The sequence below is a fragment of the Stenotrophomonas sp. YJH_SMC_135 genome (assembly GCF_059372355.1).
Genome location: NZ_JCAFVN010000003.1, coordinates 200,435 through 222,573 on the forward strand (window position 1 = coordinate 200,435; position 22,139 = coordinate 222,573).

Below are 22,139 nucleotides of genomic sequence, written 5' to 3' on the forward strand. Positions count from 1 at the left end.
TCGAGACTCGACCACCATCCACACCTGTCGCCCCAGGCGTGCATTCCAACAGTCTCGAGGATCCACGATGCCCTGTCTCTTCCGGATGCCGCGCCGATGAGCGCCACACCGCGCAGCCGCCGCCGTGTGCTGATCATTGCTGCCGCACTCCTCTGCACAACGTTGGCACTCTTCGCTTGGCTCCGGCCCGTACCACCACCGAAGCTGCAGGTGGCACCGGTAACCCGGGGCAACATTGAACAGGTCGTTGAAGCCACCGGAACACTGAAGCCCTCGCGGCTGGTGAGCGTGGGCGCGCAGGTCTCCGGCCGCATCGAGGCCCTGCATGTGAAGCTGGGCGACAAGGTGAAGGCCGGCGATCCGATTGCCGATATCGATTCGCGCACCCAGCGCAACGCATTGCTGAGTGCGCAGGCAGCACAGCGCACCGCGCGCGCCAACCGCGATGCGCTGGCCACCGACCTGCGCCAGTTCGAGCTGACATTGCATCGACAGCAGCAGCTGGTGACCTCGCAGTTGGTGGCACGCGCCGACGTCGATGCGGCCAAGGCCAAGGTCGATGCCACCCGGGAACAGATCGCCGCGCTGGAGGGTGAGATGGTGCAGCGGCAGACCGCCGTGGATATCGCACAGACCAACCTCGAGTACACCCGTATCACCGCCCCCACCGACGGCACCGTGCTGGCCGTGGTGGCGCGCCAGGGGCAGACCGTGAACGCGGTACAGAGCGCACCGACCATCGTGATGCTGGGCAACCAGGACGTGATGACGGTCTACGCGGAAATCTCCGAGGCGGATGTTGTGCACACGTCCGTTGGTCAGGAAGCGTACTTCACCATTCTTGGCGATGCGGGACGTCGCTACAGGAGCACGCTGCGCGACATCGCCCCGGCTCCGGAATCGATCACCCAGGAAGACGCCTCCGCCCTTGCTTCACCCGCGACCGGCGGTGGCAGCCGCACCGCCATGTACTACAACGGGCAGTTCGACGTCGCCAACGCCGATGGCCGCCTGCGCAGCTACATGACCGCGCAGGTGCGCATCGTGCTGGGTCGCGCCGACAACGTACTGACGCTGCCCTCCGCTGCGCTCGGTGCACGCGCGGCCGATGGCAGCTACAGCGTACAGGTGCGTGGCGCGGACGGGCACGCCCATGCGCGCCGCATCACCATCGGGCTGGACGACCAGATCCAGGTGGAGGTACGCAGCGGCCTGAAAGAGGGCGAACAGGTGGTGCTGGCGCAGGCCCGGGACGAAGCCGCTACCGCACACGCGCCGTCGAAATGAGCACATCCACCACCGCCCCTTTGCTGCGCGTACGCGGCATCCGCCGCGAGTTCGCGGCCGGCGAACAGACCCTGGTCGTGCTCGATGGCGTGGACCTGGACATCCACGCAGGCGAACTGGTGGCCATCGTGGGCCAGTCCGGCTCGGGCAAGTCCACGTTGATGAACATCCTCGGCTGCCTCGATCGCCCTTCCGCCGGTGCATACCAGATCGCCGGACGCGAAACCGCTCAGATGTCGCCCGATGAACTGGCCGAACTACGCCGCGAGCACTTCGGCTTCATCTTTCAGCGCTATCACCTGCTGACCGACCTGACCGCATTGGGCAATGTAGAAGTGCCAGCGATCTATGCCGGCATGGCGGGGGCCACCCGCCGCGCCCGCGCGGCCGAGCTGTTGGCGCGGCTGGGCCTGAGCGAACGTATGCAGCATCTGCCTGGCGAGCTGTCAGGTGGCCAGCAGCAGCGTGTTTCGATTGCGCGCGCACTGATGAACGGCGGCGCGGTGATCTTCGCCGATGAGCCGACGGGTGCACTGGACACCCACTCCGGCAGGGAGGTGATGAAGATCCTGGGCGAGCTGCATGCCGAGGGCCACACCGTGGTGCTGGTGACGCATGACATGGCCATGGCCGAACATGCTCATCGCATCATCGAGATCCGCGATGGCCGGATTGTCGATGATCGCGCCACGGGCAAGGTCTCTGCCGCGGATGGGTCAGCGGCGGCCCCGCCGCAGCGCGGCGGTGGCAGCGGCTGGCAGGCGGTGCGTGACCGCCTTACGGAGGCGTTACGCATGGCCCTGCGCGCAATGAACGCGCACCGCATGCGCACCTTCCTGACCATGCTCGGCATCATCATCGGCATTGCGTCGGTCGTCTCCGTGGTCGCGCTGGGTACCGGCGCGCGCCAGGCCATCCTGTCCAACATTTCCTCGCTGGGCACCAACACCATCGAGATCTATCCCGGGTCCGGCTTCGGCGACCTGCACTCGGCGCGGGTGGAAACGCTCACCCCCGGCGACAGCGTGGCCCTGGCCGGGCAGCCGTTCGTGGACAGCGCTACACCCGGCGTGGCCACCACCGGCACCGCGCTGCGCGGCAACCGCTCGGCCAGCGTGCAGGTGCAGGGCGTCAGCGAGCAGTACTTCCGCGTGCATGGCCTGCAGCTGGGCGAAGGTGCCTTCTTCGGCCCGGCCGCCGTGGCCGGCTACCAGCAGGTAGTGGTGATCGATGCCAATACCCGCGCCCGCTTCTTCGCTGCGGTGGACAATCCCATCGGCCAGACCCTGCTGCTGGGCAACGTGCCGGTGCGCGTGGTGGGCGTGGTGAAGAAGGACGCCGGCGCGGTCGGCGATGCCTCGCTGCTGCGGGTGTGGCTGCCCTACACTACCACCATGGCGCGCATGCTCGGGCAGAGCCACGTTTCCAGCATCACCGTGCGTGTCTCCGATGCCATCAGCATGGAGGCGGCCGAGCGCGCCATCGGACGATTGCTGGCACGCCGCCATGGCAGCACCGATTTCTACATGAGCAACAACGCGCAGATCCGCCAGTCCATCGAACAGACCACCGGCATCCTGACCATGATGATCAGCTCCATCGCCGCCATCGCGCTGGTAGTGGGCGGAATCGGAGTGATGAACATCATGCTGGTGTCGGTGACCGAGCGAACACGCGAGATCGGCGTGCGCATGGCGGTGGGCGCGCGGCGCAGCGACATCCTGCAACAGTTCCTGATCGAATCGGTCCTGGTCTGCCTGCTCGGTGGCGTGCTCGGCATCGGCGTGGCCCTGGCATTGGGGGCGGGGTTGGCGCTGGCCAACGTGGGTTTCAGCCTGGTGTTCTCCGCCAATTCGATCCTGGCCGCCTTCGCCTGTTCCAGCCTGATCGGTATTGGCTTCGGCTTCCTGCCAGCACGCCGCGCCGCGCAGCTGGACCCGGTCGAAGCACTGGTTCGATAGCCAGTGACCTTACCTGCAGTGACGGCAGGTTCGCGCAATGTCTGCGGGCTCTACTGGAGCTACCAACAATGTCCGCACAGGAGCTGGACGATGTCTCTGAAACCAGGAGGAACCGCACTGCTGCTGGCAGCGGCTGCACAACTGATGCTGCTGTTGCCCTACTCCGGCGACGCCCATGCGCAACGCGGTAACCGCTACAACCCGTAGTGGGACCAGGACTACCGTGACCGCGATCGTGATGCATGGGAGCGTCGTGAACGCGAGCGTGAGCGTGACCGGGAACGTGAGCGCCGCCACGATGCCAAGACCACCGGTGTGGTGGTGGGCGTGGTGGGCGCAGCCGTCGTGGCCGGTGTGATTGCCGCAGCCGCCAAGCGCGAACGCGAGACCCGCGAACGCGCCGACTACTGCATTCGCCGCTACGGCAATTATGACCGCCGCAACGATACCTATCGCGGCGCCGACGGCTACACCTATCCCTGCCGCTGACCTGCACATCTCAAGGACATACGACCCATGAAGAAGACCGCTCTGTTGATCGCATTGTGCGCCGCTCCGCTGGCCTCCCAGGCCGCGCCGGCTGACCCGAAGCAGGCCTACATCGACTCCACGTTCACAGCGATGGACACCAACAAGGATGGGCGCGTCGACAAGGCCGAATACACCAGATTCCAGCAGGGGCGCTTCAGCAAGCAGGCCGATTCGATCGACGCCGCGTTCAGTGCCATGGACACGAACAAGGATGGCAGGATCAGCAAGGATGAAGCCACGTTGGTGCCGGAGATTGCGAAGTACTTTGCGGGCCTGGACACCGATGGTGATGGCTATCTGTCGCTGAAGGAGATGCAGCAGGCCATGGTGGCCGCGCAGACGGCAGACGCCCTGGCGAGGTAGCGCCCCGGTACTGGATGCCAATCCACATCGCCTTGGTGGGTGCCCACCTTGGTGGGCACGGCTGCGTCACCGCGCGCCAGGGCCAGAATGCCCACCAAAGTGGGCGGCTACCGCAGCGGTGAAATGGCATCCACCCAGGCGGACATCTACCCGGCTGGTACGCGTCGGTCGCCAAGCGAACTTAGCAATGCCCGCGCACCGAGTTGCAAAGACCGCGTGAGGCGAAGCTGCGACAGGCCGGGACCCTAGCCCATCCGTATCGCCGGGATGTCGCGCGCCTGCGCATCGACCTCCTGCTGGCGCTGCGCGTGTGCCTGTTCACGATCCGCACCGACTGCCTGCAGGGCCTGCAGTGACTGCTCGACCGGCGTCTGCACCGCCCGGTCCGTGGGCATGGAGGCCCGCAGATGCGCCGGATCATTCAACTCGCCCTGCACCACGAACACGTTGCGGCCGGCCGGGTGATCGGCAGTCTGCGCGCTCAGCAGCACATGGTCGGCGCGTTCGAACTGGTTGTGGCGCGCCAAGGCCATCACGCTCGCCACCAGGCGCTCGCTGTTCTCGTCGTGGGTACGCCCGGCGCCGGCATCGATCGCGGCCACGCCTTCGCGCACCTGCTGCATCAATGCGTACTCACGGTGGCCGGGTCCAATGTCGGCCAGACGGGTCGCTACCTGCGCGGGATCCGGCACGTCGTCCACGGCTGCGGTCAGCGGGCTGCGGGTGATGGTCCGGTACGGGTCGTCCGGGTGGAACTGGGTACGTTTTTCCTGCCGTTCCAGACGAACGTCCCGCGCGTCGTTGAGTTCAGCGATGCGGGCGGGGTCAGTGATCTCCCGCATCGACATATGGCCGCCACCCGCGCTGACACTGGCCCACTTCCTGTCCGCTTCGAAGTACATCGCGTAGTAGCTGTTGCCACCGATGACGTTCGGATCGACCGCCGAGCGTCCTTCCAATGCCTGGGTAGCTTCCAGCACGCTCAACCGGGTCAAGTACTGGCCGCCTTTCGTCCATCCCATCTGGCTGATGGCATCGACACTGGTGTTGCCTACGCGCGGGCCGCCGGCGTAGTCGTTGTTGAGCATGTTGGTCCAGATCTGCTCCAGCTTCGCGGGGCCGCTCTTGTCCGAGGCGGCTTGCAGGAGCACTCGAGGAGTCCAGCAATTGGGGTCCAGTCTGTGCTGCTCGAAAGCGCGGTCATGAGCCAGCATGACGTCAGCGCCAGGCAGATTCAGCGCGAGATCCGCACGTCCGTTTCCCATCCACGCCTGTCGAAGCTCCAGATCTTCCCGCAGCAGTGTCCGCCCGAATGCTTCCCACTGGCGCTCGCTCAGCTCGGCATTTGGAAAGCGCGAACCTTCGTCATTCTGAGATCTGGCATGGCTTTGCGCGTAGGCATTGGCCACGCGTCCAGGCAAACTGTCATTACGTACCACACCTAGCGCCAGCGTACCGTAGCCGTCCGAACCCGGCAGTTGCGACAGGTAGTTCCAGTACAGCTCACGATTACCGGCATCTGCATAATCGATGAGGATTCTGATGTCCTTCTGGGTCAGGCCGCTCATTGCTTTCTCCTTGAGCCTCGTCGTTTAGCGCGTCCGTGCTGCAGCAAGAACATCGCGAACAGCATCTTCCATGCGTTTCCAGTCTTTCAAGAAAGCTCTCTTGTAATGCAGGGAGATGGATAGGCTGTCAGAGATATCGACAAAGTAGTGAACGCATCCGGCAGCCACAGGATCGTCCAGATCAATGACCTCGTCCTGCGTCAGGCGCACTCCGTCCCCCAGGAACGTTGCGCTATCGCACTTGATGAAGCTTGTCAGTCCCCCAGCACCGTCCCGTGCAACATACCAGTCGCGCTCGAATGCCGGATTGCGGACAGGCGGCTTCCCATACCGGGCCTCGTACTTCTTCGCGTACAACACCATCTTCGCTTCATCGATTGCATAGGGCGTCAGGCCCAAGGTCTCCGGCTGTGCAACGCGTTGATCGAGACGGTCCCTGGGATCCTCCCTTTCCACAGAACCCTCCTCCGTGATGGCTTCATTTGAGGAAAGCCTTGAAAGCGAAGTCTCAATTGGAATGCGATCGATGTAGTTGATACGAACAGCAATCTCCTTCCGGAAATCATTCGTACGCGGATTGGCCCGGGCACCCGGCGGCGTCGGCTTCATGTCCGGCCACTCGATGACCAGCGTCACGCCCTCGCCGGGCCACGGTGCGATCTGGCTGTCCAGGTAGTTGGCCGGAATGCGGAAAGTGTTCGGCCCGAGCTTCACGTCCACGGGGGCATCGGTATAGGTGTGGCCGTTGATCGTGCGGCCTGTCTGGGGTGCGCCGGACATGGCGGGATTCCTTTCGTGTTCGGTGGACGGCGGCCGCGCACACGCGCCGGCACTCACCGCGACGGCAAGTGCAAGCGTCAGGCAACGGCCGGGGGACATCACGTGCATGGGCATTCCATTGCAGGGTTCCAGCGCCACTATAGGGAACCGGGCGTCAACGGAACAGGAACCGCGTCGCAGCCCTTCACGGCACCAGGCAGCGTTCCACCTGCAGCGACAGCGCCTGGCAGGCGTTGAACAGACCTTCGACCACGGCGGCGGAGGGACAGCAGGCAGGATCGTCGTTCTCCCGTGCCACATGCGCGGCATGCAGCACCGCGGTCAACGCCGTGATGCCCGAAACGCTGCGGGTCGCCAGGGCCATGTCGAAGGCGCGGCCGGGGCTCAGGCACATTTCACTCCAGGCCTCGCCATCAGCGCGCAGGTTCCTGCCGTGGCCTTTCAGTTGTGCAAAGAATGCCGATGGGGTGACGAACTCGGCTGATTCGCGGAGCGCGTCCTCCAGCGTTTCGGCCAAGGCAGCGGGAAGATCAAGTACAGCGGCACCCAGCAGCGCGTGCAGGCGGGGATGGTCGGGAAGACGTTCGGGCATGACGGCAACCTCACGATGTGGCCACCTGCAGATGCAAGGTGGCGGACGGTGCGGGTTGGCGTGCCGGATACGTACCGCTAAAGCCGGCGGATCGGAAGATCCCCACGCACCGTCCACCATGAGCCGGTAGGCGGTGCATTGTCGCGGTTGCAGCTTCGGCTGCAATCGCGACCGGTAGCGGTACGTAAGTTCGGGACGCCAATCCCGGCCAGGGCGAGTGCCTTGGCGCGGCGATGATGGGCGCACTCCATCGCCGAAGCAAAGTAGGAAAAGTCCGCGCTGACGCGTTCCTACGCTGGTTGCGTCACGGGATGGCGAACCGTCCACCGACTGACGTGCTTCGTTGATACATCGCGCCTGCCTGCGCGTACTACCCAACGATCACATCGAGCCGAACGCGACACGCCGACCATGGCGATCGCGCAGAAAGTCGCAATACGCACGGCCTTCGTCCTCAGCTCGAGCACAGACGTTCCGCGCTGGATGCACACCGGGAACGCTTGCATGGAGGAGCCCACAGGCACATTCGAGCGCGATCTGATCACAACGAAATGTCTGCGCCACGCCATTTTCGTACGAGATCCGCGAGGTGAGGACTATAGTCGCCGACCTCAATGGATCAAGAGCTCATTATGGAATTCACTTCCTGGCGCAACATTCTTGTTGCCGCTGGCGTGGCGGTCGCACTTTCCGTGGCCGCCTACAACGACCATCACCGTCATGCCCTCACTGACGGTGCCGAAGGGCGCGATGCAGTGGGCCTCGTCACCGAGGTGCATTGGGATGAGAAAAGGGGCAGAAAGAGCAACTTCGTCCTGAATGTCGAGTTCGAAACCGAAGACGGCCAATCACGCGTCGAGAAGATCGCGGTCTCCAACGACCTTGGCAATCGGATGCGTGCCACCGACGAGGCGGAAGAGATTGATATCCGCTACAACGCCAAAGACCCGTCCGTGGCGATGGCCGTTGGCGAAACGGACAACTCCCTGCTGTTGTTGTGGCTGGCCATCGCCTCCGGGCTGGTCACCCTGGCGCTGCTGGCCACCCGGGTGGTGCAGGGCCGGAAAGCGCAGCCGGCCTGACCCATCCAGGCGCGAGCGCATCCAGAATGCGCTCGCGCAGGACCAAAAGTGTCTTCAACGCTGGCAATCGTCTTCCGTGCTTCCATGGCCACGATAGGTTTCACCCCACTCGCGCATGGCCAGCAGCACCGGTACCAGCGTGCGCCCGAACTCGGACAGCTCGTATTCCACTTTCGGCGGCACTTCCGGGTCCACGTGGCGGATCACCACGCCATCGGCTTCCAGTTCACGCAGCTGGCTGGTGAGCATGGACTGGGTGGCATTGGGCACCCGTCGCGTCAATTCCATGAAACGCCGCTTGCCGGTCATCAGGTGAAACAAAATGATCGGCTTCCACACGCCGCCGATCACCGACAGCGTGACTTCCACCGCGCAACCGCTCTTGCCATCCCAACGCTTGCTACGCATGCATACTCCGGAAAACCATAGTACCTACGGGAAATCGTCGTTCTTGTTGCGATAACGGTGCGAGCCTAGCATGGGGCCATCCACTGAACGTGAGCCCCCACCATGAGTTTCAAGGCACTGCTGACCCGCAAGACGAACGACGGCGTATCCACGGAACTGGTCGATTTCAATGAAGCCGACCTGGTGGACGGCGACGTCCTGGTACAGGTCGAGTACTCCACGCTCAACTACAAGGATGCGCTTGCCCTCACCGGCAAGAGTCCGGTCATCCGGACGTTCCCGCTCATTCCCGGCATCGATCTGGCAGGCGTGGTGCTGGAATCCAGCAGGGCCGACTTCAAGCCAGGCGACCGCGTCGTGCTCAATGGCTGGGACCTGAGCATGGGCCACCACGGCGGCCTGGCACAGCGCGCCCGCGTCCGCGGCGAATGGCTCAACCGGATTCCCGGCAACCTGAGCACCCGCGACGCCATGGCCATCGGCACCGCTGGCTATACCGCGATGCTGTGCGTGCTGGCCCTGGAGCATGCAGGGGTGACGCCTGCACAGGGCGATGTGCTGGTTACCGGTGCCAACGGCGGCGTCGGCTCGATTGCGGTGGCGATCCTTTCAAAGCTGGGTTATCGCGTGGTGGCCGCCACCGGGCGGCCGGAGCACGCCGAGTATCTGCACAACCTGGGTGCGGCCGAGATCATCGATCGTGCGCAGCTCTCGGAGCCGCGCGAGCGGCCGGTGAGTGCCGAGCGATGGGCCGGCGTGGTGGATGTGGCCGGCGGCCCAACGCTGGTCAATGCCATCGCCGAAACGAAGTACCGCGGTGCCGTGGCCGCCTGTGGCCTGGCCCAGAGCGATGCACTGCACGGCTCGGTGCTGCCCTTCATCCTGCGCAATGTGACCCTTGCGGGCGTGGATTCGGTGAATGCCCCACAAGAGGTTCGCCAGCGCGCCTGGGATCGGCTCGCGACCGACCTGGACCCGCAGAAGCTGGAAAGCACCGTGCAGCAGATCGGTCTCGCCGAGGTGCTGGATGTCTATGAGCAGATCATCCCCGGCAAGGTGCGTGGCCGCATTGTCGTGGATGTGAACGCCTGACGCCTGCCGCGCCGGCGAGGGTGCAATGCCATCGCTGGCGCGCGTGCGCGAGTGACCGGAAACCCAGCGTGCCATGCCAAGCGGCCTTATCATGGGGCGGCAAGGGCACTTTACGCCCGGTGACGTACGCAAGGCAGTATCTGGATGTCTATGGAATGGCGCCCCTCGGGCTGGGGCCAGCGTGTGACCCGCTCGCCGGACTGGCAGTTGCGGCTGGATGGCGAACAGCTCGCGCTTTTGATCGACGGCAGGCAATACCACCAGCATGTGGCGAACGAACACAGCGTGCGGGTCGTTCGCGGCGTGCTCTGGTCCCGGGTCGAACTGACGACCGAGCGCGGTGAAGCACTGTCCGTGGATGGGCTGCCCAACAGCCAGGGCTCCCGGCTTGCGGCGGCGCTGCAGCAGGTGCGCTTTGCGCGCACCACACGGGGACGCAAGGCCCTGTTTGACACGATCCTGGAGCAGATCCAGGCGTGGTTGCGCGCTGCCGATGCGCTCATCGACCGCGGCAGTGCCGGCCGCCGCTGGATCACCCACGAACAGCAGCAGGCGTTGCTGGCCGACCGCCCCGCCCTGCCCCTGCCGCCCGCCGAGCTGGAGCAGCTGTTCCTCGACGAGGAGGTGCACGACGACCTGCACGCGCCCGGCCACCGCATGGCGCTGGACGCCCTGCACGACTGGCAGCTGGATTGGCCCGCCGTCTGGGCCGAGGCCAACGCGACCATGGCAGAGCGCGAGCGGGTGCTGGCCAAGGACTTCCTGGACCGGATCGAGAGCAAGCCCCTGACCGAGGAACAAGCCCACGCCGTCATCTGCTTCGACAACCGGGTACAGGTCGTGGCCGCGGCCGGCTCTGGGAAAACCTCCACAATGGTCGCCAAGGCCGCGTATGCCATCGACCGCGGCTTTGTCGAACCCGAACGGATCGTGATGCTCGCCTTCAACAAGGACGCCGCCCAGGAGCTGGAGGAGCGCGCGCAGCGATGCTTCGACCGGCTCGGCATGGGCGACACCGTGGTGGAAGCCCGGACTTTCCACGCCTTGGGCCTGTCCATCATCGCCAAAGCCACAGGGCGCAAGCCGGATATCCCGGAATGGGCGGTCGACGCGACGCTGGGCTTCAACAAGCTGGCCGAACTGGTGGACGACCTGAAGGACCACTCGACCCATTTCCGCACCCAGTGGGACATGTTCCGCCTGGTGTTCGGGCGCGACCTGCCGCCGTTCGGTGCCGACATGATGGCCGATGGTTACGACCGCGATGGCACGCCCTACATCCGCACCCTGAAGGGTGAGCGGGTGAAGAGCCTGGAGGAGTGCGTCATCGCCGATTGGCTGTTCTACAACGGCGTGGCGTACGACTACGAGCGGCGCTACGAATTCGATACCGCGACAGACACCCATCGCCAGTATCGCCCGGACTTCTACTATCCGGACGCCCAGCTGTATCACGAGCACTTTGCGCTGGATGCCGATGGCCAGCCGCCGAAGCACTTTGCCAACTACAGCGAAGGAATGCACTGGAAGCGCCAGCAGCATGTGGCGCGCGGCACCGCTCTGGTCGAGACGACGTCGTTTGGCCTGCGCAGTGGACAGGCCCTGCAGCATCTTGCCGAGCGGCTTGGCGCGTCTGATGTCGAGCTTGACCCGAACCCCGACCGCGAGCTGCCCGATCAAGGCACCAAGCCGATGCCGGACGCAGACCTGATTGGCCTGATGCGCACCTTCATTGCGCATGCCAAGAGCAACTGCTTGACGCTGGACGATATGGCGGCGCGTCTGCGGCAGATGCCTGAGGATCAGTTCAAGGAACGCTACCGGCGCTTCCTGGAGATCGCCGGGCCGGTTTTCCAGGCCTGGGACAACGCACTGGCTGACGAGCGCAGCATCGACTTCGAAGACATGCTCAACATGGCCGCCGGGCTGCTGGAACAGGGCCACTATGAGTCGCCCTACGACCTGGTGATGGCCGATGAGTTCCAGGACGCATCGCGCGCCCGCGCGCGCCTCTGCCGTGCGCTGGTCAGCCAACCGGGCCGCTATCTGTTTGCAGTGGGCGATGACTGGCAATCGATCAATCGCTTCGCTGGCGCCGACGTTGCGGTGATGACTGGATTCCGCGAATGGATGGGCCATGGCCAGGTGCTGAAACTGGAGCAGACGTTCCGCTGCCCACAGGCACTGTGTGATGTGTCCAGCCGCTTCATCAGCCGCAACCCCGCGCAGATCGCCAAAAACGTTCGCTCTGCTGCGCCGGCAATGGGCCCGGTGCTGCAGGCGTTCCAGATGAACCGGCGCGAGGAGGTGCAGGATGGCGTTCGCCAGTACCTTGCGAAGCTGCACCAGCAACTGTTGTCAGGTGCAGTGCCGCAGGGCCGCACCGGGCGCGTGACGGTCTTTGTTCTGGGGCGGTATCGCGCGGATCGCGGTGCGATGCCTTCGGATTGGAAGACGGCCTTCGGCAGCACGATGGACGTCGAGTTCCTTACCGCACATCGATCGAAGGGGCGCGAGGCGGACTACGTGATCCTGCCGGGCATGATCAACCGCAGCTTCCCGAGCCTGCGCGCGGATGACCCGGTGCTTTCGCTGGCAATGCCGGACGGCGATACCTATCCGCTGAGCGAAGAACGGCGCCTGTTCTATGTCGCGCTGACGCGTGCGCGACGGTCGGTCGCGATGTTCACCCTGCAGGGCAAGCACTCGCCATTCCTGGATGAGCTGGTGAAGGACGGGGCAGTGGAAGTAACCGCGATTTCAGGCGCGGCCATCCACGATGAGCGCTGCCCGGTGTGCAAGGTGGGCGTATTCGTGGACCGGAATGGGCCACATGGGGCTTTCCGGTCGTGCTCGAGTTACCCGTTGTGCCACAACAAGCCAACAGGTGGGCGTCGGGGCTGATTGCCGCTCCCTCCACATATGCCTGCCTGCATCAGGGCACATAGGCATCGTCTCGGTTTCGCCCCCGACACGATGCGCGCCATGGCGTTTCCGGAAACGAAAAAGCCCCGGCAGGACCGAGGCTTTTGTCTGGAGGGTGGCAAGGTTGCAGGGTATCGCAAGGTCCCCACACGTCCCCGCCGCGCCCTGCTACGGGATAATGCAGCCGTTCAGACGCAGGCATTGCATATAGTTCCGGGTGCAGATACTCAAGTTTGTACCTGACGCCTCGCATGCAATGTATTGGACCTCGCAGACGGAACAAGGGCCAGGGGCCTTCGCCGTAGCGCTGCTGATTCCAAAGGTCAACGCACAGGCCGCAACAGCAACAGAAAGCTTGAATCCAATCTTCATGCCATGACTCCGTTGGTCGCCCTCCTTGGGCATCCGAAGCCTAGCGCGGGTGTCTGGCACATTCAAATTGCCCGGCGCCAACGTCAGCGCTTGTGCACCTGCAACGATTACGTCCTTGAATGAAGCAATTCCCCGTTTGTCAGAGGAATGCACCGGTTCATTCGTTCACCTGACCTTGGTTGCCGGATGGCTGGCCAGCAAGGGCCGTAGAAACAGAAAAGCCCCTGCTTCCAGGGGCTCTTCCGAACTTCTTGGCGGAGAGAGTGGGACTTCCTTGAGAAGTGCCCTACCCCCTTGGGCGGCTTGGGTTTCACCCATCTGGGAGGTGCCCTGGAATGTGCCCGCGACGAGCATACTCCTTGCGGTGCAACGGATCCAGCCGTTCTCGCCGCCCTTGGAAGTGCCAATCTCGATCCCCTCCAATCCGGCGCGATCAGGGCAGATGACCCGTTCGCCCCCACTCTCCGCCGAAAAGGGAAGCAATCCGGTGGACCGCTTCCTCATGTGTGCCTCAGGGCAATTGGGGCCATGGGACAGGACGCCTCAGCAAACGGTTCTGGACGGAGTCCTTTCAACGGCGGCCTTACGCCATAGCTCCAGGCCCGGCTCACCGTCGCCCAAGAAACACTGCAAAGAACTGACTCGCACGCCCAGTCCGGCGCCAGCTCAGAATCAACACTCCAAGCCCATCGAGGTGCCTTCGGTGCGTCAGAGACTGACTCCGCCTTGGCAATCACTGTTTGCATTGATCGGCGGGGGGCAGATCCGCCACGAATGGCCACCAGGCACTCGCTGCGCATCTCGACGTGGGGCATGTCCTTGAAGTCTTTCCAAGCGCCGCCCCACCTCAACCCCGCCTGCTGGGCCAACTCCCCGTAGCGCTGGTAGCCCTGCCGCACTTGTTCGTCCTTTAGGTCCCAGGATGGACGGCCGCGCCTGTAGATAACCATATCCGCCGCCCAGCCGTGGTTGTGGCAGCTGCTGCCTGGCCCCACCTGGGTCACGCCCTTTTGGCTAGCGAGCAGCGCGGCCTGGCGCTTTTCAGACCGGTAGCCCTCCATCAGGCGCAGGTCGTAGCCCTCGCCCTTCATCTGCAAAGCGATCCGTTCCAGCGTTGAGCGAAGCTCGGGCTGGACACCGTCCCACTGCGGGGCGTCTTTGTGGCGGTGGAACAGGCGTTTGAAAAACCCAGGCTTCTTGCCGTGAACCTCGGCGGAATCGGTGGCTGGCGCGTGGGCGTAAACCATGACGGGAGCGCTGGCCAGTGCGAGCGCAAGCACAAAGCGTTGGATCATGAGTAGGCCTCCTTACTCACATGAGCGATACATCCATGCAAGCGGAGAATCGAAAACGCGCAAGGGGGCTTGCGGAATCTTTTCCCTGACGTAGAAGAACAGGGGTGGGGAAAAGTCGGCCCCACTGCTTCCCGGCCCAACGGCCCCTCCTGCCGTTGCGTCGGGAAGTTCCGTTGGGGGGGGGCTTGCGCATTCCAGGATCTGATCTATTCGTGAGTGCACGCGCTCACTCATTTCAGACCCAGGAGGCCACCCCATGAAACGCTCCCTCATCCACTGCGCTTTGCTGGCAGGCCTTGTTGCTGGCACGGCGCAGGCCCAGGTTCAAGTGGGCAACGGTGCACATGCGACTGAGTTAGGTGCCACGGCAGTGGGCGATCTGGCCGGTGCAAAAGGAGGCGGCAACGCCGCGTTTGGTTACTCCGCTCAGGCGGATGGGGGGCCCACCCCTACTGGCCACTGCATTGGCGCGACCGCAGCGGGCGCTTACGCCTCTGCACAAGGGTGCAATACCTCTGCTTTTGGGGCTTTCAGTCGTGCGACGGTGGGGGACTCCACGGTCGCGGGAGCGTATGCCGAAGCAACCGCGAGCGACGCTGCGGCTTTTGGTCAGTATGCGAAAGCAACGGCGCTCAGCACCTTGGCGGTTGGTGGACACGCCCTTGCTGCTGAAATTGGAGGCACCGCCGTAGGCCCCGGCAGTCAAGCCAACGCAGAAAATGCCGCAGCCTTTGGGCTCAGCGCGAAAGCCAACGCCAAAGGCTGCGTCGCCTTGGGCACGGGCACGACCTGCGACCAAGAGAACACGGTTGCCGTAGGTAACCGACGCTTGACGCAAGTTGCCCTGGGGCAGGCGAACAACGACGCCGTGGTCGTCAGCCAACTGCGGACCGCCGTGGAAACCTTGGGCGCTGGCGCTACCGTAGTAAACGGTGTGATCGTGGCTCCGAATTACCAGCTGATCAGCGGGAAACATTACAGCACCGTTGCCGGCGCCATCTACGATCTCGATGGGCGCGTTCACCAACTGGAGCAGAACCCTGGCAGCGGTGGTGGCGCCACCGGTCCACAGGGACCCGCCGGTCCGCAGGGCCCAGCAGGCCAGGACGGTAAGGACGGCGAAAGCAGCACCGCGGTGGCCGGGGCCAACATCGAAGTCACAGACAACGGGAACGGCACCCAAACCGTTGCCCTGAAAGACACCGTTGAGCTGCCCGAGCAGGGCTCGGTCCAAGTGGCCAAGGCCATCCACAACAGCGACGGCTTCACCGTCCAAGGCGGCCCATCGGTCACCCGATCCGGGATCAACGCCGGCAACCAGCGGGTAACCGGAGTGGCAGCAGGAGCGATCGCTCCAGGGTCCACGGACGCGATCAACGGTGGTCAATTGTGGGATTACCAGCGGGAGCAAGACGACCGCTGGAACCTGACGGACCGCCGTTTCCGCCAGCTCGACAAACGGGTGAGCGGTGTGTGCGCCATGGCCCAAGCCAACGCGCAGATGGCCACCTCGACGTCGGCTATCCATGGAGAGAACCGAAACCGCCTGGCCGTGGGCGTCGGTGGCTGCAGCGGCCAAGCCGCCATTTCCATCGGCTACACCCGCGACGTGACCACCCCACGCGGATCTCCATCGGCTTTCTCGATCGGCGTTTCCCGCAGCGGGCAGGACACGGCCGTGGGCGCAGCCTGGGCCATCGGTTGGTAACGAATTAAAGAATGTCAGCGGCGAAAGGGAGGTGATCGTGTCTCGGCAAGGGCCCTTCGGGGCCCTTGTTCGTTAGCAGGAGCTTACAGGAATAGCTGTAGGCGTCTTGAACCCTTCGCAGCAGGCTTGCCAACTCAAGATTCTGATCTATTCGTGAGTGGGTCATTTTACTCACGGAGAGAACATGCCCCAGCGCCACCACCTAGGACGCAGCGAGAAGTATCACGCCCTGCCCCGCACCCTTTACGCCCTGCTATTCGACGACGGGGGATGCTACGTCGGCCAAAGCTCAAACCCGCAGCAACGGGAGAAGCAGCACCGTTCCCGGCAAGGTGGCTGGCACCGGCCTTTTCGCTTTCATGCGCTGGAGGTGGTGACAGCCACCAGGGCGGAAGCCGAAGCGCATGAGCAGGCGTGGCGGGTGAAGGCCTCCCGGGAGGGGTGGCGTATCTACGCCAAGCCGCCGGGGATTGTGGTCAACCCGAACCGGCGGGCAACGCCGCACGTGCGATGGCTGGCCCACCAACGGCGGTGGCAGCTGGGAACACCGGTGAAGGCCCCTTCCGAACGCGTGGGGTGGTGGCCATGGGTAGTGGTGGTGATCAGCGTGTTGGCGCTGGCCCGATGCGTCACCGGGTAAGCCTCATCTCGCGCAATTCCGCGTTTGTGATTGGCACCCGGGGTTGCGGTTTCAATCCTGCCAGCAGCTCTTCCACGTCCTGGACCAGGTTGCGCACCGGAGCAGCCTGGGTCTCGGACAAGCCGACGCTCAGCGCCATTTCTTTATGCCGTTCGGTTCCCAGCCGTTCGGCCAAGCGATCCATCACGTTGTCCGTCGTATACATGCGGTAGCTGCCCTTGGTGAGGCGGGTGAACGCCACCAAGGCCGACTGCTGGTCGAGCATGCCCATGTTCGTGGCCAGGTGGTAAACCTCGGATTTCCCCTGCCCCTGCGCCTTGTGAACGGTCATGGCATACCGGTGGGCCAAGGCGTTGTGCTCGCTGGTGTTGAACTTCAGGATGCGCCCGTTCTCTTTCGGGTTCGAAGAGTCGATGCGCACCACCAGGTCGTAGCCACCGGATTTGTCCTTCCGAATGCTCTCCACCGTGCCCTCGGTGCCGTTGATGACGCCCAAGTCGTTGTTGGTCGCCGTGAACATCACACGGTCGCGGCGTGAGAGCGTTAGGTCCTCCCATTGCCCTTTCACGATCGAGCGGAAGGTGAACTCCTCTTTGTCCAGCACGCCTTGCTCCTGGAGCCCCTTTCGGATTCCTGTGGTGAGCGCCTTGACTTCAGAGCGCGTGTGGGCCAAGACCAGCTTCTCGTCCATGGGCGTCTTGTCTTTTAAGTAATCGTCCACCAACGCTTTGATGGCCTGCTTGTCCGTGCCGAAGTCGTCGATGCAGTCGCGTTGCTTGAGGTTGTTCAGGATTTCTTCGCCCATATGGAATGTGCCTTGGCGGCTGCGGTGCCCGCGTCGCATGTTCTTGACCTTTCCCTCGGCGTCCCGCTCGTAGAAACTGTTGGCGGTGATCAGGTCATCAGCGTTCTTCTGCCGGCGGATTTCGGTCAGTTTCTTGTCCCCCAAGGCCATCTTCGCCAGCTCAAAGCCGTTGCCCGCGGCAATGGGCTGAAGCTGGTCACTGTCCCCCTGCATGACAAGCTTGGCGCCCACCCCCTGGCAGTAGGTCATCAGCTTCAGGGTGTCATCGGTGGCCACCATGCCGGCTTCATCGAGCACCACCACGTCCTTCTTCGTCAGAGCAACCTTGCCCTGGCGCACTTGGGAGAAGAACCTGGCGACGGACATGCTGGGCATGCCCGACTCATATTCCAACTTCTCAGCGGCCCGCCCCCCCACCGCCAGTCCCATCAACCGCCTTCCTTCAGCTTCAAAGCACTGCTTGTAGACCTCGGCCACGGTGGTCTTGCCGGTGCCAGCCAACCCCGACATGACCCCCACGCCGGCCGTGTCGAAGGTAAGGTGGCCGATGGCAGCCCTCTGCTCACTGGTGAGGGTAAAGCCCTTGCGCTTTTCGTAAGCGGCGATCTCCCGATCCACGGTGGAGCGGAACAGCTTGAGATCCGTCTCATTCTCCCGCTCCTTTGAGCGGCGGATGATCTCGGCCTCCAATTCGACCATCCATGTGGCGGAAAAACGGTCTTCACTGTGCCTTCGTGCCAGCGTATCGCCACGGTCGTCTTTGTGAAGGTATTCGGCTTTCACGCGCACCAGATCGTCCTGTTCGGTGAATTCCTTCGCCATCTGGAGAATTTCTTCCGAGTTCTTTTGTCCGGCGAACTCCATCCCCAACTCCCGGACCAGGTCATGCTCGCAGAACATCGCCTCGTTCTCGTGCATACGCTGCAAAACCTCGTCAAACGTATGCGGGTCCAGGTGCTGGCCTTTCGTCTTCTTGAGCGACTGGGTGGTGGGAACCAGATCCGGGTGCTCTTTAGCGATGTTGGACAAGGTTTGCTGCCAGTCCTTGACCACCTGCTCGAAGGGCGGTTCTTCCTTCTTTTTGCGGGTGGCCTTGCAGGCCTCGTCGTGGCTGGCGTTAGGGTGCTCCTTGACGTAGTCCAGGATTTCCTGGCGGCGGGTCTTCATCTTAAGCACCAGCTCCCGGTCGATGCCGGCAACCGTGGTGAGGATCTGGCCCGTCTCGTGCCCCATCACGTCCACCTCACGCTCACGCTGAATCCCATAGCCCAGCGCTTTCATCGCGGCGTAGAGCTCTGCCTTGTAGAGGTGGTCAGCGGCGCGGGTATGACGATAGATCTCAATTGCGTCGTAGGTGCCCCAACGACCGTCCTCGCCCCTCGAGATCCCGTAGACCAGGTGATGGGTGTGTAGGTCGGGTTCCACGTTCCGGTTGCTGACGTGATCGGCGGCTGTCCAAACCAATCCCGCAGTGCCTATAACGTCTACGCCCGCTTCTCCGCGCCGGGTCTCTACCTTGCTCTCGATGTAGCGCATCGCCACGGCGCAGGCCTGGCGGTGGGCCTCTAGGATGGCCAGCTTCTCGCGATCATCCGCCAGCGCGAACGCCACGCTCACGTCCCCGGGGGCGGAAATGGTCAGATCGAATCCCACCCGATGGCCACCCTCCCACTTCTCCATCGGCTTGCCGTCGTCATCCAACCGCACGTTTCCCCAACGATCCGTTTTGATGACCAATTGGGGCTCCTTGCCCGCGTTTTTGCACAACGGCCTTCCGGTGGGAGAAAAGCCCTTGCCAAGCTTTTCCATCACCTCGCGGGTGACCGGCTGCCCTTCCAGGCCGAGTTCGGCGGCGAGCTTGCCGCCCCAGTTGAGCGTCTGCCGCGGATCGGGACCGCTGCCGGCGTAATAGGCCACAGCGCTGTCGATGGTCAGGCGCTCGGTTGCCAACATGTAATCGAACATGTTTGCGCTGTGCGAGTTCTGGCCCTTGGCATTGATGGGCGTGCGATTGATCATGGGGCTCCCCTAAAGAACGTTGACTGTTCCAAGGTCCCAGAAAACGGAGAGTTGGCAAGGCCGATCACCGCTGGAAAAGCGCGTCGATTTCCTCGGGTGTCATGGTCAGCACCCGCTGCACCGCATCGATGCCTTCGGCGCTGGTTGCGAAGGCGGACGCGCCAGCGCTTGCAGGGGACGCGGCCGGCGATGGCCGTTCGGCCTCGGCCACAGATCCGGCTGGCTTGGAGGTCCACGCAGCGGCCACCTGCCCCTCGCGAACCGTTGGGTGGCTCTTCCCGGGCCATGTCAGCAACAGCACGTCCCCGCCCATCTGCACGATCGCGTCGATGCCCCACCTCTCGGGACCGTAGCGCTTGCCCATTCGGAAGCCCAGCCGGTCGGTGAGCTCACCGCTAGAAACCAAGGCGCGGCTTTCCTCGTGAACCTGGGCTTTGTCCTCGTGCCCGCGCCACGCGATTTTCCGCTTGCCGAGCTGGCTGGCGAGCTTGTCGCGGGTGGCCCCCATCTGCACTTGGCACACCACGTGGGTGCCCACCAGCGATGAAAAGGCCTGCGCGGTCTTGTCCCCGTAGACCAGCTCAACCTGGGAGTGATCCTGGACCGCCATGATGGCCACCACGCCTTTGCTGCGCCCCAACGCCAGCAAGGGATCGATGTTCAAGCGCCCGGCGCTGGTCAGCTCGTCGAATACGAAGTAGAGCCCACGCCCGCCCTCGTTGTCCGGCAAGCCCGGGCCAATGAGATCCGGCACGGCCACGTTGATCATGGCGGCGATGTAGGCCTTCGTCAGGGTTGGGTCCGGTCCGGATTGAACAATGACCTGCTTGCGCCCGTTGTAGCCGTCCCGTATCCACTCGGTCATCGAGAAACGGCGCTTGCCAACCTTGGGCCATGCGGTGGCCAGGTCGTCGATGAGGCGGGTGAAGCCCCCCAGGGAAGACAGCACGCTGGACGTGGTTTGGCTCTCCGGGTCACGCACCAGTGCCGCGCCGCGGGGGTAATGGGGGCGCATGCCTGCGGCCATCTCCGCGACCGGGCGGCGCACCAAGGCCGCCAGATCGGGCCACCCCCACTGACCAGGCCGGGTGTTCTGGAGTTCGCGCACGCACCCGATCAACAGGTCTTGCGCGGCCATCGTCCAGAACTTGGCGTTCCCGTCGCCCTCTGGGATGAGAGAGGCGGCGAACGCCGCCGCTTGGGTCGGGGTCCGCACGTCGGCGGCGACGTCCCACACGTGGGAGCGCGCATCGAAGGGCGACACGATGATGGGCCTTTTGAAAATCGACGTGAAATCACCCTTGATGTCGTAAAGGAACAGCTTTGCGCCCTTCAGTCGCGTTAGCTGTTCCAGGATGTGCTTGAGGATGACGCTCTTGCCCGAACCCACCGAACCGGTGATCAGGACGTGGCGCGCCCAATGCTGCTTCGGCAACCGCAGATCGGGGTGGAGGGACAGGGCAAAGGGATCCGCCTTGGCGTCTTTAAGGGTTATCGAGCGGTGCCGGGCTTCGTCCACGGCCTCCTTTCCTTCCAGCAACCGCGGTCCGGACAGGTGCCAAGTGTTGCTCACCGGCTCAGCTGCCTTGAGGAACGTGCGAAGGCCAAGGCCCACCGCCAGCAGAAGCGACGCCCCGATCCGGGCCCACGTCGCCGCCGGATGGTGGTAGGACACCAGTTCGATGAACTCCCGTGCCGGAGCACGTGCCGAGATTCCAGCGGTCAGGAAGTGAAAAGCGGTCACCAGACCACCTTTCAAAGCATCGGCGAAGCGGATGAGCGAGCCATCGGGATTCGGGATGAGCCAGGCAACGCCCATGCTCCCCACGTAGACCAAGCCAAAGACGAATGCACCGGCAAGAACGGCGCGGTGCCAGTATCGGACCGGCTGGGAAGGCGCAACGCTGCCGGGCACGTCGCCCAGCGCGTCAAAGGGCTTGGGTTTGCTCATGTCGCTGCATGCGCGTTGGGGTCCGCCCTCGCCACCCTGGCTGCTCAGGATCGGCGCCGTGGGCCATCAGGTGGAGGTAGGCCCGGGCGTGCTTGTGAAGGGCGGCAAGGTGGAGCGGTGCCCACCCGTGGGCGTTGAGGGCCGCCACGTCGGCGCCCGCTTCAACCAGAGGCGTGACCAGCGAGGCGTGACCAAACCGGGCCGCGTGGTGCAAAGGCGTGTTGCCGCTGGCATCGGGCAGCCGGGCGTCCGCGCCCATGCCGATGCAGGCCAGCAGTGCTGCTTCGTGGCCCGCCCGGGACGCCCCCACGAGCCAGCCCTGCCACGGTGCGTTCTCCCGCAACCGGTTTGCATCGGACTGCCGTGCCCGCGCTTCCTCCACCGCCATCGCCATGCCTTGGAAGAGCGAGGCGTGCTCTGCCATGGACAACCCAGCCACCTTCTCTGCCAGGGTGCTGTAAACCATCGGTTCGTCACGGTCCGCCAAGCGCCTCTCGTAAGCACGCACCAGGTCCCGTGTGGACGCCCGCGTGGGCGCGTCGAACCCAAGCCTAAGCAAGCCCCAGCGCAGGTCCACTTGGGGCGCATCATCGTGCTCCCGCTGGCGCACCTGCCAGACCAGATCGCCCAACTGCCCCCCTACAGGAGCAATGCTCAGTGCGTGGGCGCGCGCCAACACTTGCGAATCGTGAAGGCCATTGGATGCGCCGGCTTCGCGAGCGAGCGCGGCCGCCAAGGCCTCCGCTCGTTGGAGGTCCAG

General features: G+C 64.0%; 17 protein-coding genes. 9 read left to right on the plus strand and 8 right to left on the minus strand.

The window, feature by feature from the left end; genetic code table 11:
• Positions 1-96: 96 nt before the first annotated feature.
• The 4 genes from AC5P98_RS11900 to AC5P98_RS11915 all read left to right on the plus strand — a co-directional run bounded on the left by AC5P98_RS11900 (position 97) and on the right by AC5P98_RS11915 (position 4,142).
• Positions 97-1,287 carry an efflux RND transporter periplasmic adaptor subunit gene (locus AC5P98_RS11900; RefSeq protein ID WP_049419060.1) on the plus strand — a complete coding sequence of 397 codons (1,191 nt, stop codon included), beginning with the start codon at positions 97-99 and terminating at the stop codon, positions 1,285-1,287.
• Complete coding sequence (locus AC5P98_RS11905) at positions 1,284-3,248, plus strand: MacB family efflux pump subunit (protein ID WP_049477348.1); 1,965 nt, start codon at positions 1,284-1,286, stop codon at positions 3,246-3,248. The genes AC5P98_RS11900 and AC5P98_RS11905 overlap by 4 nt, the downstream gene beginning before the upstream one ends.
• A 330-nt stretch (positions 3,249-3,578) precedes the next feature.
• Complete coding sequence (locus AC5P98_RS11910) at positions 3,579-3,737, plus strand: hypothetical protein (RefSeq protein WP_234413066.1); 159 nt, start codon at positions 3,579-3,581, stop codon at positions 3,735-3,737.
• Between the two features lie 27 nt (positions 3,738-3,764).
• The gene (locus AC5P98_RS11915; protein ID WP_495230036.1) at positions 3,765-4,142 is read left to right on the plus strand and encodes an EF-hand domain-containing protein; all 378 of its coding nucleotides are present in this window, start codon (positions 3,765-3,767) and stop codon (positions 4,140-4,142) included.
• 245 nt (positions 4,143-4,387) lie between these two features.
• On the opposite strand, the gene AC5P98_RS11920 is transcribed toward AC5P98_RS11915, so the two are convergent.
• The 3 genes from AC5P98_RS11920 to AC5P98_RS11930 form a co-directional block, all read right to left on the minus strand.
• Complete coding sequence (locus AC5P98_RS11920) at positions 4,388-5,710, minus strand: Smlt3024 family type IV secretion system effector (protein ID WP_495230037.1); 1,323 nt, start codon at positions 5,708-5,710, stop codon at positions 4,388-4,390.
• Positions 5,711-5,734: 24 nt separating this feature from the next.
• Positions 5,735-6,598, minus strand: coding sequence for a Smlt3025 familytype IV secretion system inhibitor (locus AC5P98_RS11925; RefSeq protein ID WP_053451571.1), 864 nt, complete (start codon positions 6,596-6,598; stop codon positions 5,735-5,737).
• A gap of 76 nt (positions 6,599-6,674) precedes the next feature.
• The gene (locus tag AC5P98_RS11930) at positions 6,675-7,082 is read right to left on the minus strand and encodes a hypothetical protein (RefSeq protein WP_049419600.1); all 408 of its coding nucleotides are present in this window, start codon (positions 7,080-7,082) and stop codon (positions 6,675-6,677) included.
• A 632-nt stretch (positions 7,083-7,714) separates the two neighbouring features.
• Here AC5P98_RS11930 and AC5P98_RS11935 point away from each other — a divergent pair.
• Complete coding sequence (locus tag AC5P98_RS11935; RefSeq protein ID WP_049415020.1) at positions 7,715-8,164, plus strand: DUF3592 domain-containing protein; 450 nt, start codon at positions 7,715-7,717, stop codon at positions 8,162-8,164.
• 54 nt (positions 8,165-8,218) lie between these two features.
• Here AC5P98_RS11935 and AC5P98_RS11940 read toward each other — a convergent pair whose 3' ends face one another.
• A complete protein-coding gene (locus AC5P98_RS11940; protein WP_049419599.1) occupies positions 8,219-8,572 on the minus strand; it encodes a winged helix-turn-helix transcriptional regulator in 354 nt (117 codons plus the stop codon).
• Positions 8,573-8,674: 102 nt separating this feature from the next.
• On the opposite strand from AC5P98_RS11940, the gene acuI reads away from it, so the two are divergent.
• Complete coding sequence (gene acuI / locus AC5P98_RS11945) at positions 8,675-9,664, plus strand: acrylyl-CoA reductase (NADPH) (RefSeq protein ID WP_014647607.1); 990 nt, start codon at positions 8,675-8,677, stop codon at positions 9,662-9,664.
• A gap of 150 nt (positions 9,665-9,814) precedes the next feature.
• Positions 9,815-12,568, plus strand: a complete 2,754-nt coding sequence (locus tag AC5P98_RS11950) for a UvrD-helicase domain-containing protein (protein ID WP_049419598.1) — start codon at positions 9,815-9,817, stop codon at positions 12,566-12,568.
• Positions 12,569-13,461: 893 nt separating this feature from the next.
• On the opposite strand, the gene AC5P98_RS11955 is transcribed toward AC5P98_RS11950, so the two are convergent.
• Complete coding sequence (locus AC5P98_RS11955) at positions 13,462-14,256, minus strand: M15 family metallopeptidase (protein WP_049406650.1); 795 nt, start codon at positions 14,254-14,256, stop codon at positions 13,462-13,464.
• Positions 14,257-14,512: 256 nt separating this feature from the next.
• Between AC5P98_RS11955 and AC5P98_RS11960 the strand changes: the two genes are divergently transcribed.
• Together AC5P98_RS11960 and AC5P98_RS11965 are read left to right on the plus strand one after the other, a co-directional pair.
• A complete protein-coding gene (locus AC5P98_RS11960; protein WP_088470586.1) occupies positions 14,513-15,964 on the plus strand; it encodes an adhesin in 1,452 nt (483 codons plus the stop codon).
• A 184-nt stretch (positions 15,965-16,148) separates the two neighbouring features.
• Entirely contained in the window at positions 16,149-16,604 is a 456-nt protein-coding gene (locus tag AC5P98_RS11965) for a GIY-YIG nuclease family protein (RefSeq protein ID WP_049406656.1), read from the plus strand.
• On the opposite strand, the gene mobF is transcribed toward AC5P98_RS11965, so the two are convergent.
• From mobF to AC5P98_RS11980, 3 genes are all read right to left on the minus strand, one after another.
• Positions 16,594-19,428: a MobF family relaxase gene (gene mobF, locus AC5P98_RS11970; protein WP_049406659.1), complete on the minus strand. Its 2,835-nt coding sequence runs from the start codon at positions 19,426-19,428 to the stop codon at positions 16,594-16,596. The two genes, AC5P98_RS11965 and mobF, sit on opposite strands and share 11 nt — an antisense overlap.
• A 64-nt stretch (positions 19,429-19,492) precedes the next feature.
• Complete coding sequence (locus AC5P98_RS11975) at positions 19,493-21,379, minus strand: helicase HerA-like domain-containing protein (RefSeq protein WP_049406662.1); 1,887 nt, start codon at positions 21,377-21,379, stop codon at positions 19,493-19,495.
• Complete coding sequence (locus AC5P98_RS11980; protein WP_231347416.1) at positions 21,357-22,115, minus strand: ankyrin repeat domain-containing protein; 759 nt, start codon at positions 22,113-22,115, stop codon at positions 21,357-21,359. Before AC5P98_RS11980 ends, AC5P98_RS11975 begins: the two co-directional genes overlap by 23 nt.
• Positions 22,116-22,139 lie beyond the last annotated feature (24 nt).

What these genes read in the sequence shown, in the direction of transcription:
- AC5P98_RS11900 (WP_049419060.1), top strand. Translation starts at nt 97, where the DNA reads ATGAGCGCCACACCGCGCAGCCGCCGCCGTGTGCTGATCATTGCTGCC.
- AC5P98_RS11905 (WP_049477348.1), top strand. Translation starts at nt 1,284, where the DNA reads ATGAGCACATCCACCACCGCCCCTTTGCTGCGCGTACGCGGCATCCGC.
- AC5P98_RS11915 (WP_495230036.1), top strand. Translation starts at nt 3,765, where the DNA reads ATGAAGAAGACCGCTCTGTTGATCGCATTGTGCGCCGCTCCGCTGGCC.
- AC5P98_RS11920 (WP_495230037.1), bottom strand. Translation starts at nt 5,710, where the DNA reads ATGAGCGGCCTGACCCAGAAGGACATCAGAATCCTCATCGATTATGCA.
- AC5P98_RS11925 (WP_053451571.1), bottom strand. Translation starts at nt 6,598, where the DNA reads ATGCACGTGATGTCCCCCGGCCGTTGCCTGACGCTTGCACTTGCCGTC.
- AC5P98_RS11930 (WP_049419600.1), bottom strand. Translation starts at nt 7,082, where the DNA reads ATGCCCGAACGTCTTCCCGACCATCCCCGCCTGCACGCGCTGCTGGGT.
- AC5P98_RS11935 (WP_049415020.1), top strand. Translation starts at nt 7,715, where the DNA reads ATGGAATTCACTTCCTGGCGCAACATTCTTGTTGCCGCTGGCGTGGCG.
- AC5P98_RS11940 (WP_049419599.1), bottom strand. Translation starts at nt 8,572, where the DNA reads ATGCGTAGCAAGCGTTGGGATGGCAAGAGCGGTTGCGCGGTGGAAGTC.
- acuI (WP_014647607.1), top strand. Translation starts at nt 8,675, where the DNA reads ATGAGTTTCAAGGCACTGCTGACCCGCAAGACGAACGACGGCGTATCC.
- AC5P98_RS11950 (WP_049419598.1), top strand. Translation starts at nt 9,815, where the DNA reads ATGGAATGGCGCCCCTCGGGCTGGGGCCAGCGTGTGACCCGCTCGCCG.
- AC5P98_RS11955 (WP_049406650.1), bottom strand. Translation starts at nt 14,256, where the DNA reads ATGATCCAACGCTTTGTGCTTGCGCTCGCACTGGCCAGCGCTCCCGTC.
- AC5P98_RS11960 (WP_088470586.1), top strand. Translation starts at nt 14,513, where the DNA reads ATGAAACGCTCCCTCATCCACTGCGCTTTGCTGGCAGGCCTTGTTGCT.
- AC5P98_RS11965 (WP_049406656.1), top strand. Translation starts at nt 16,149, where the DNA reads ATGCCCCAGCGCCACCACCTAGGACGCAGCGAGAAGTATCACGCCCTG.
- mobF (WP_049406659.1), bottom strand. Translation starts at nt 19,428, where the DNA reads ATGATCAATCGCACGCCCATCAATGCCAAGGGCCAGAACTCGCACAGC.
- AC5P98_RS11975 (WP_049406662.1), bottom strand. Translation starts at nt 21,379, where the DNA reads ATGAGCAAACCCAAGCCCTTTGACGCGCTGGGCGACGTGCCCGGCAGC.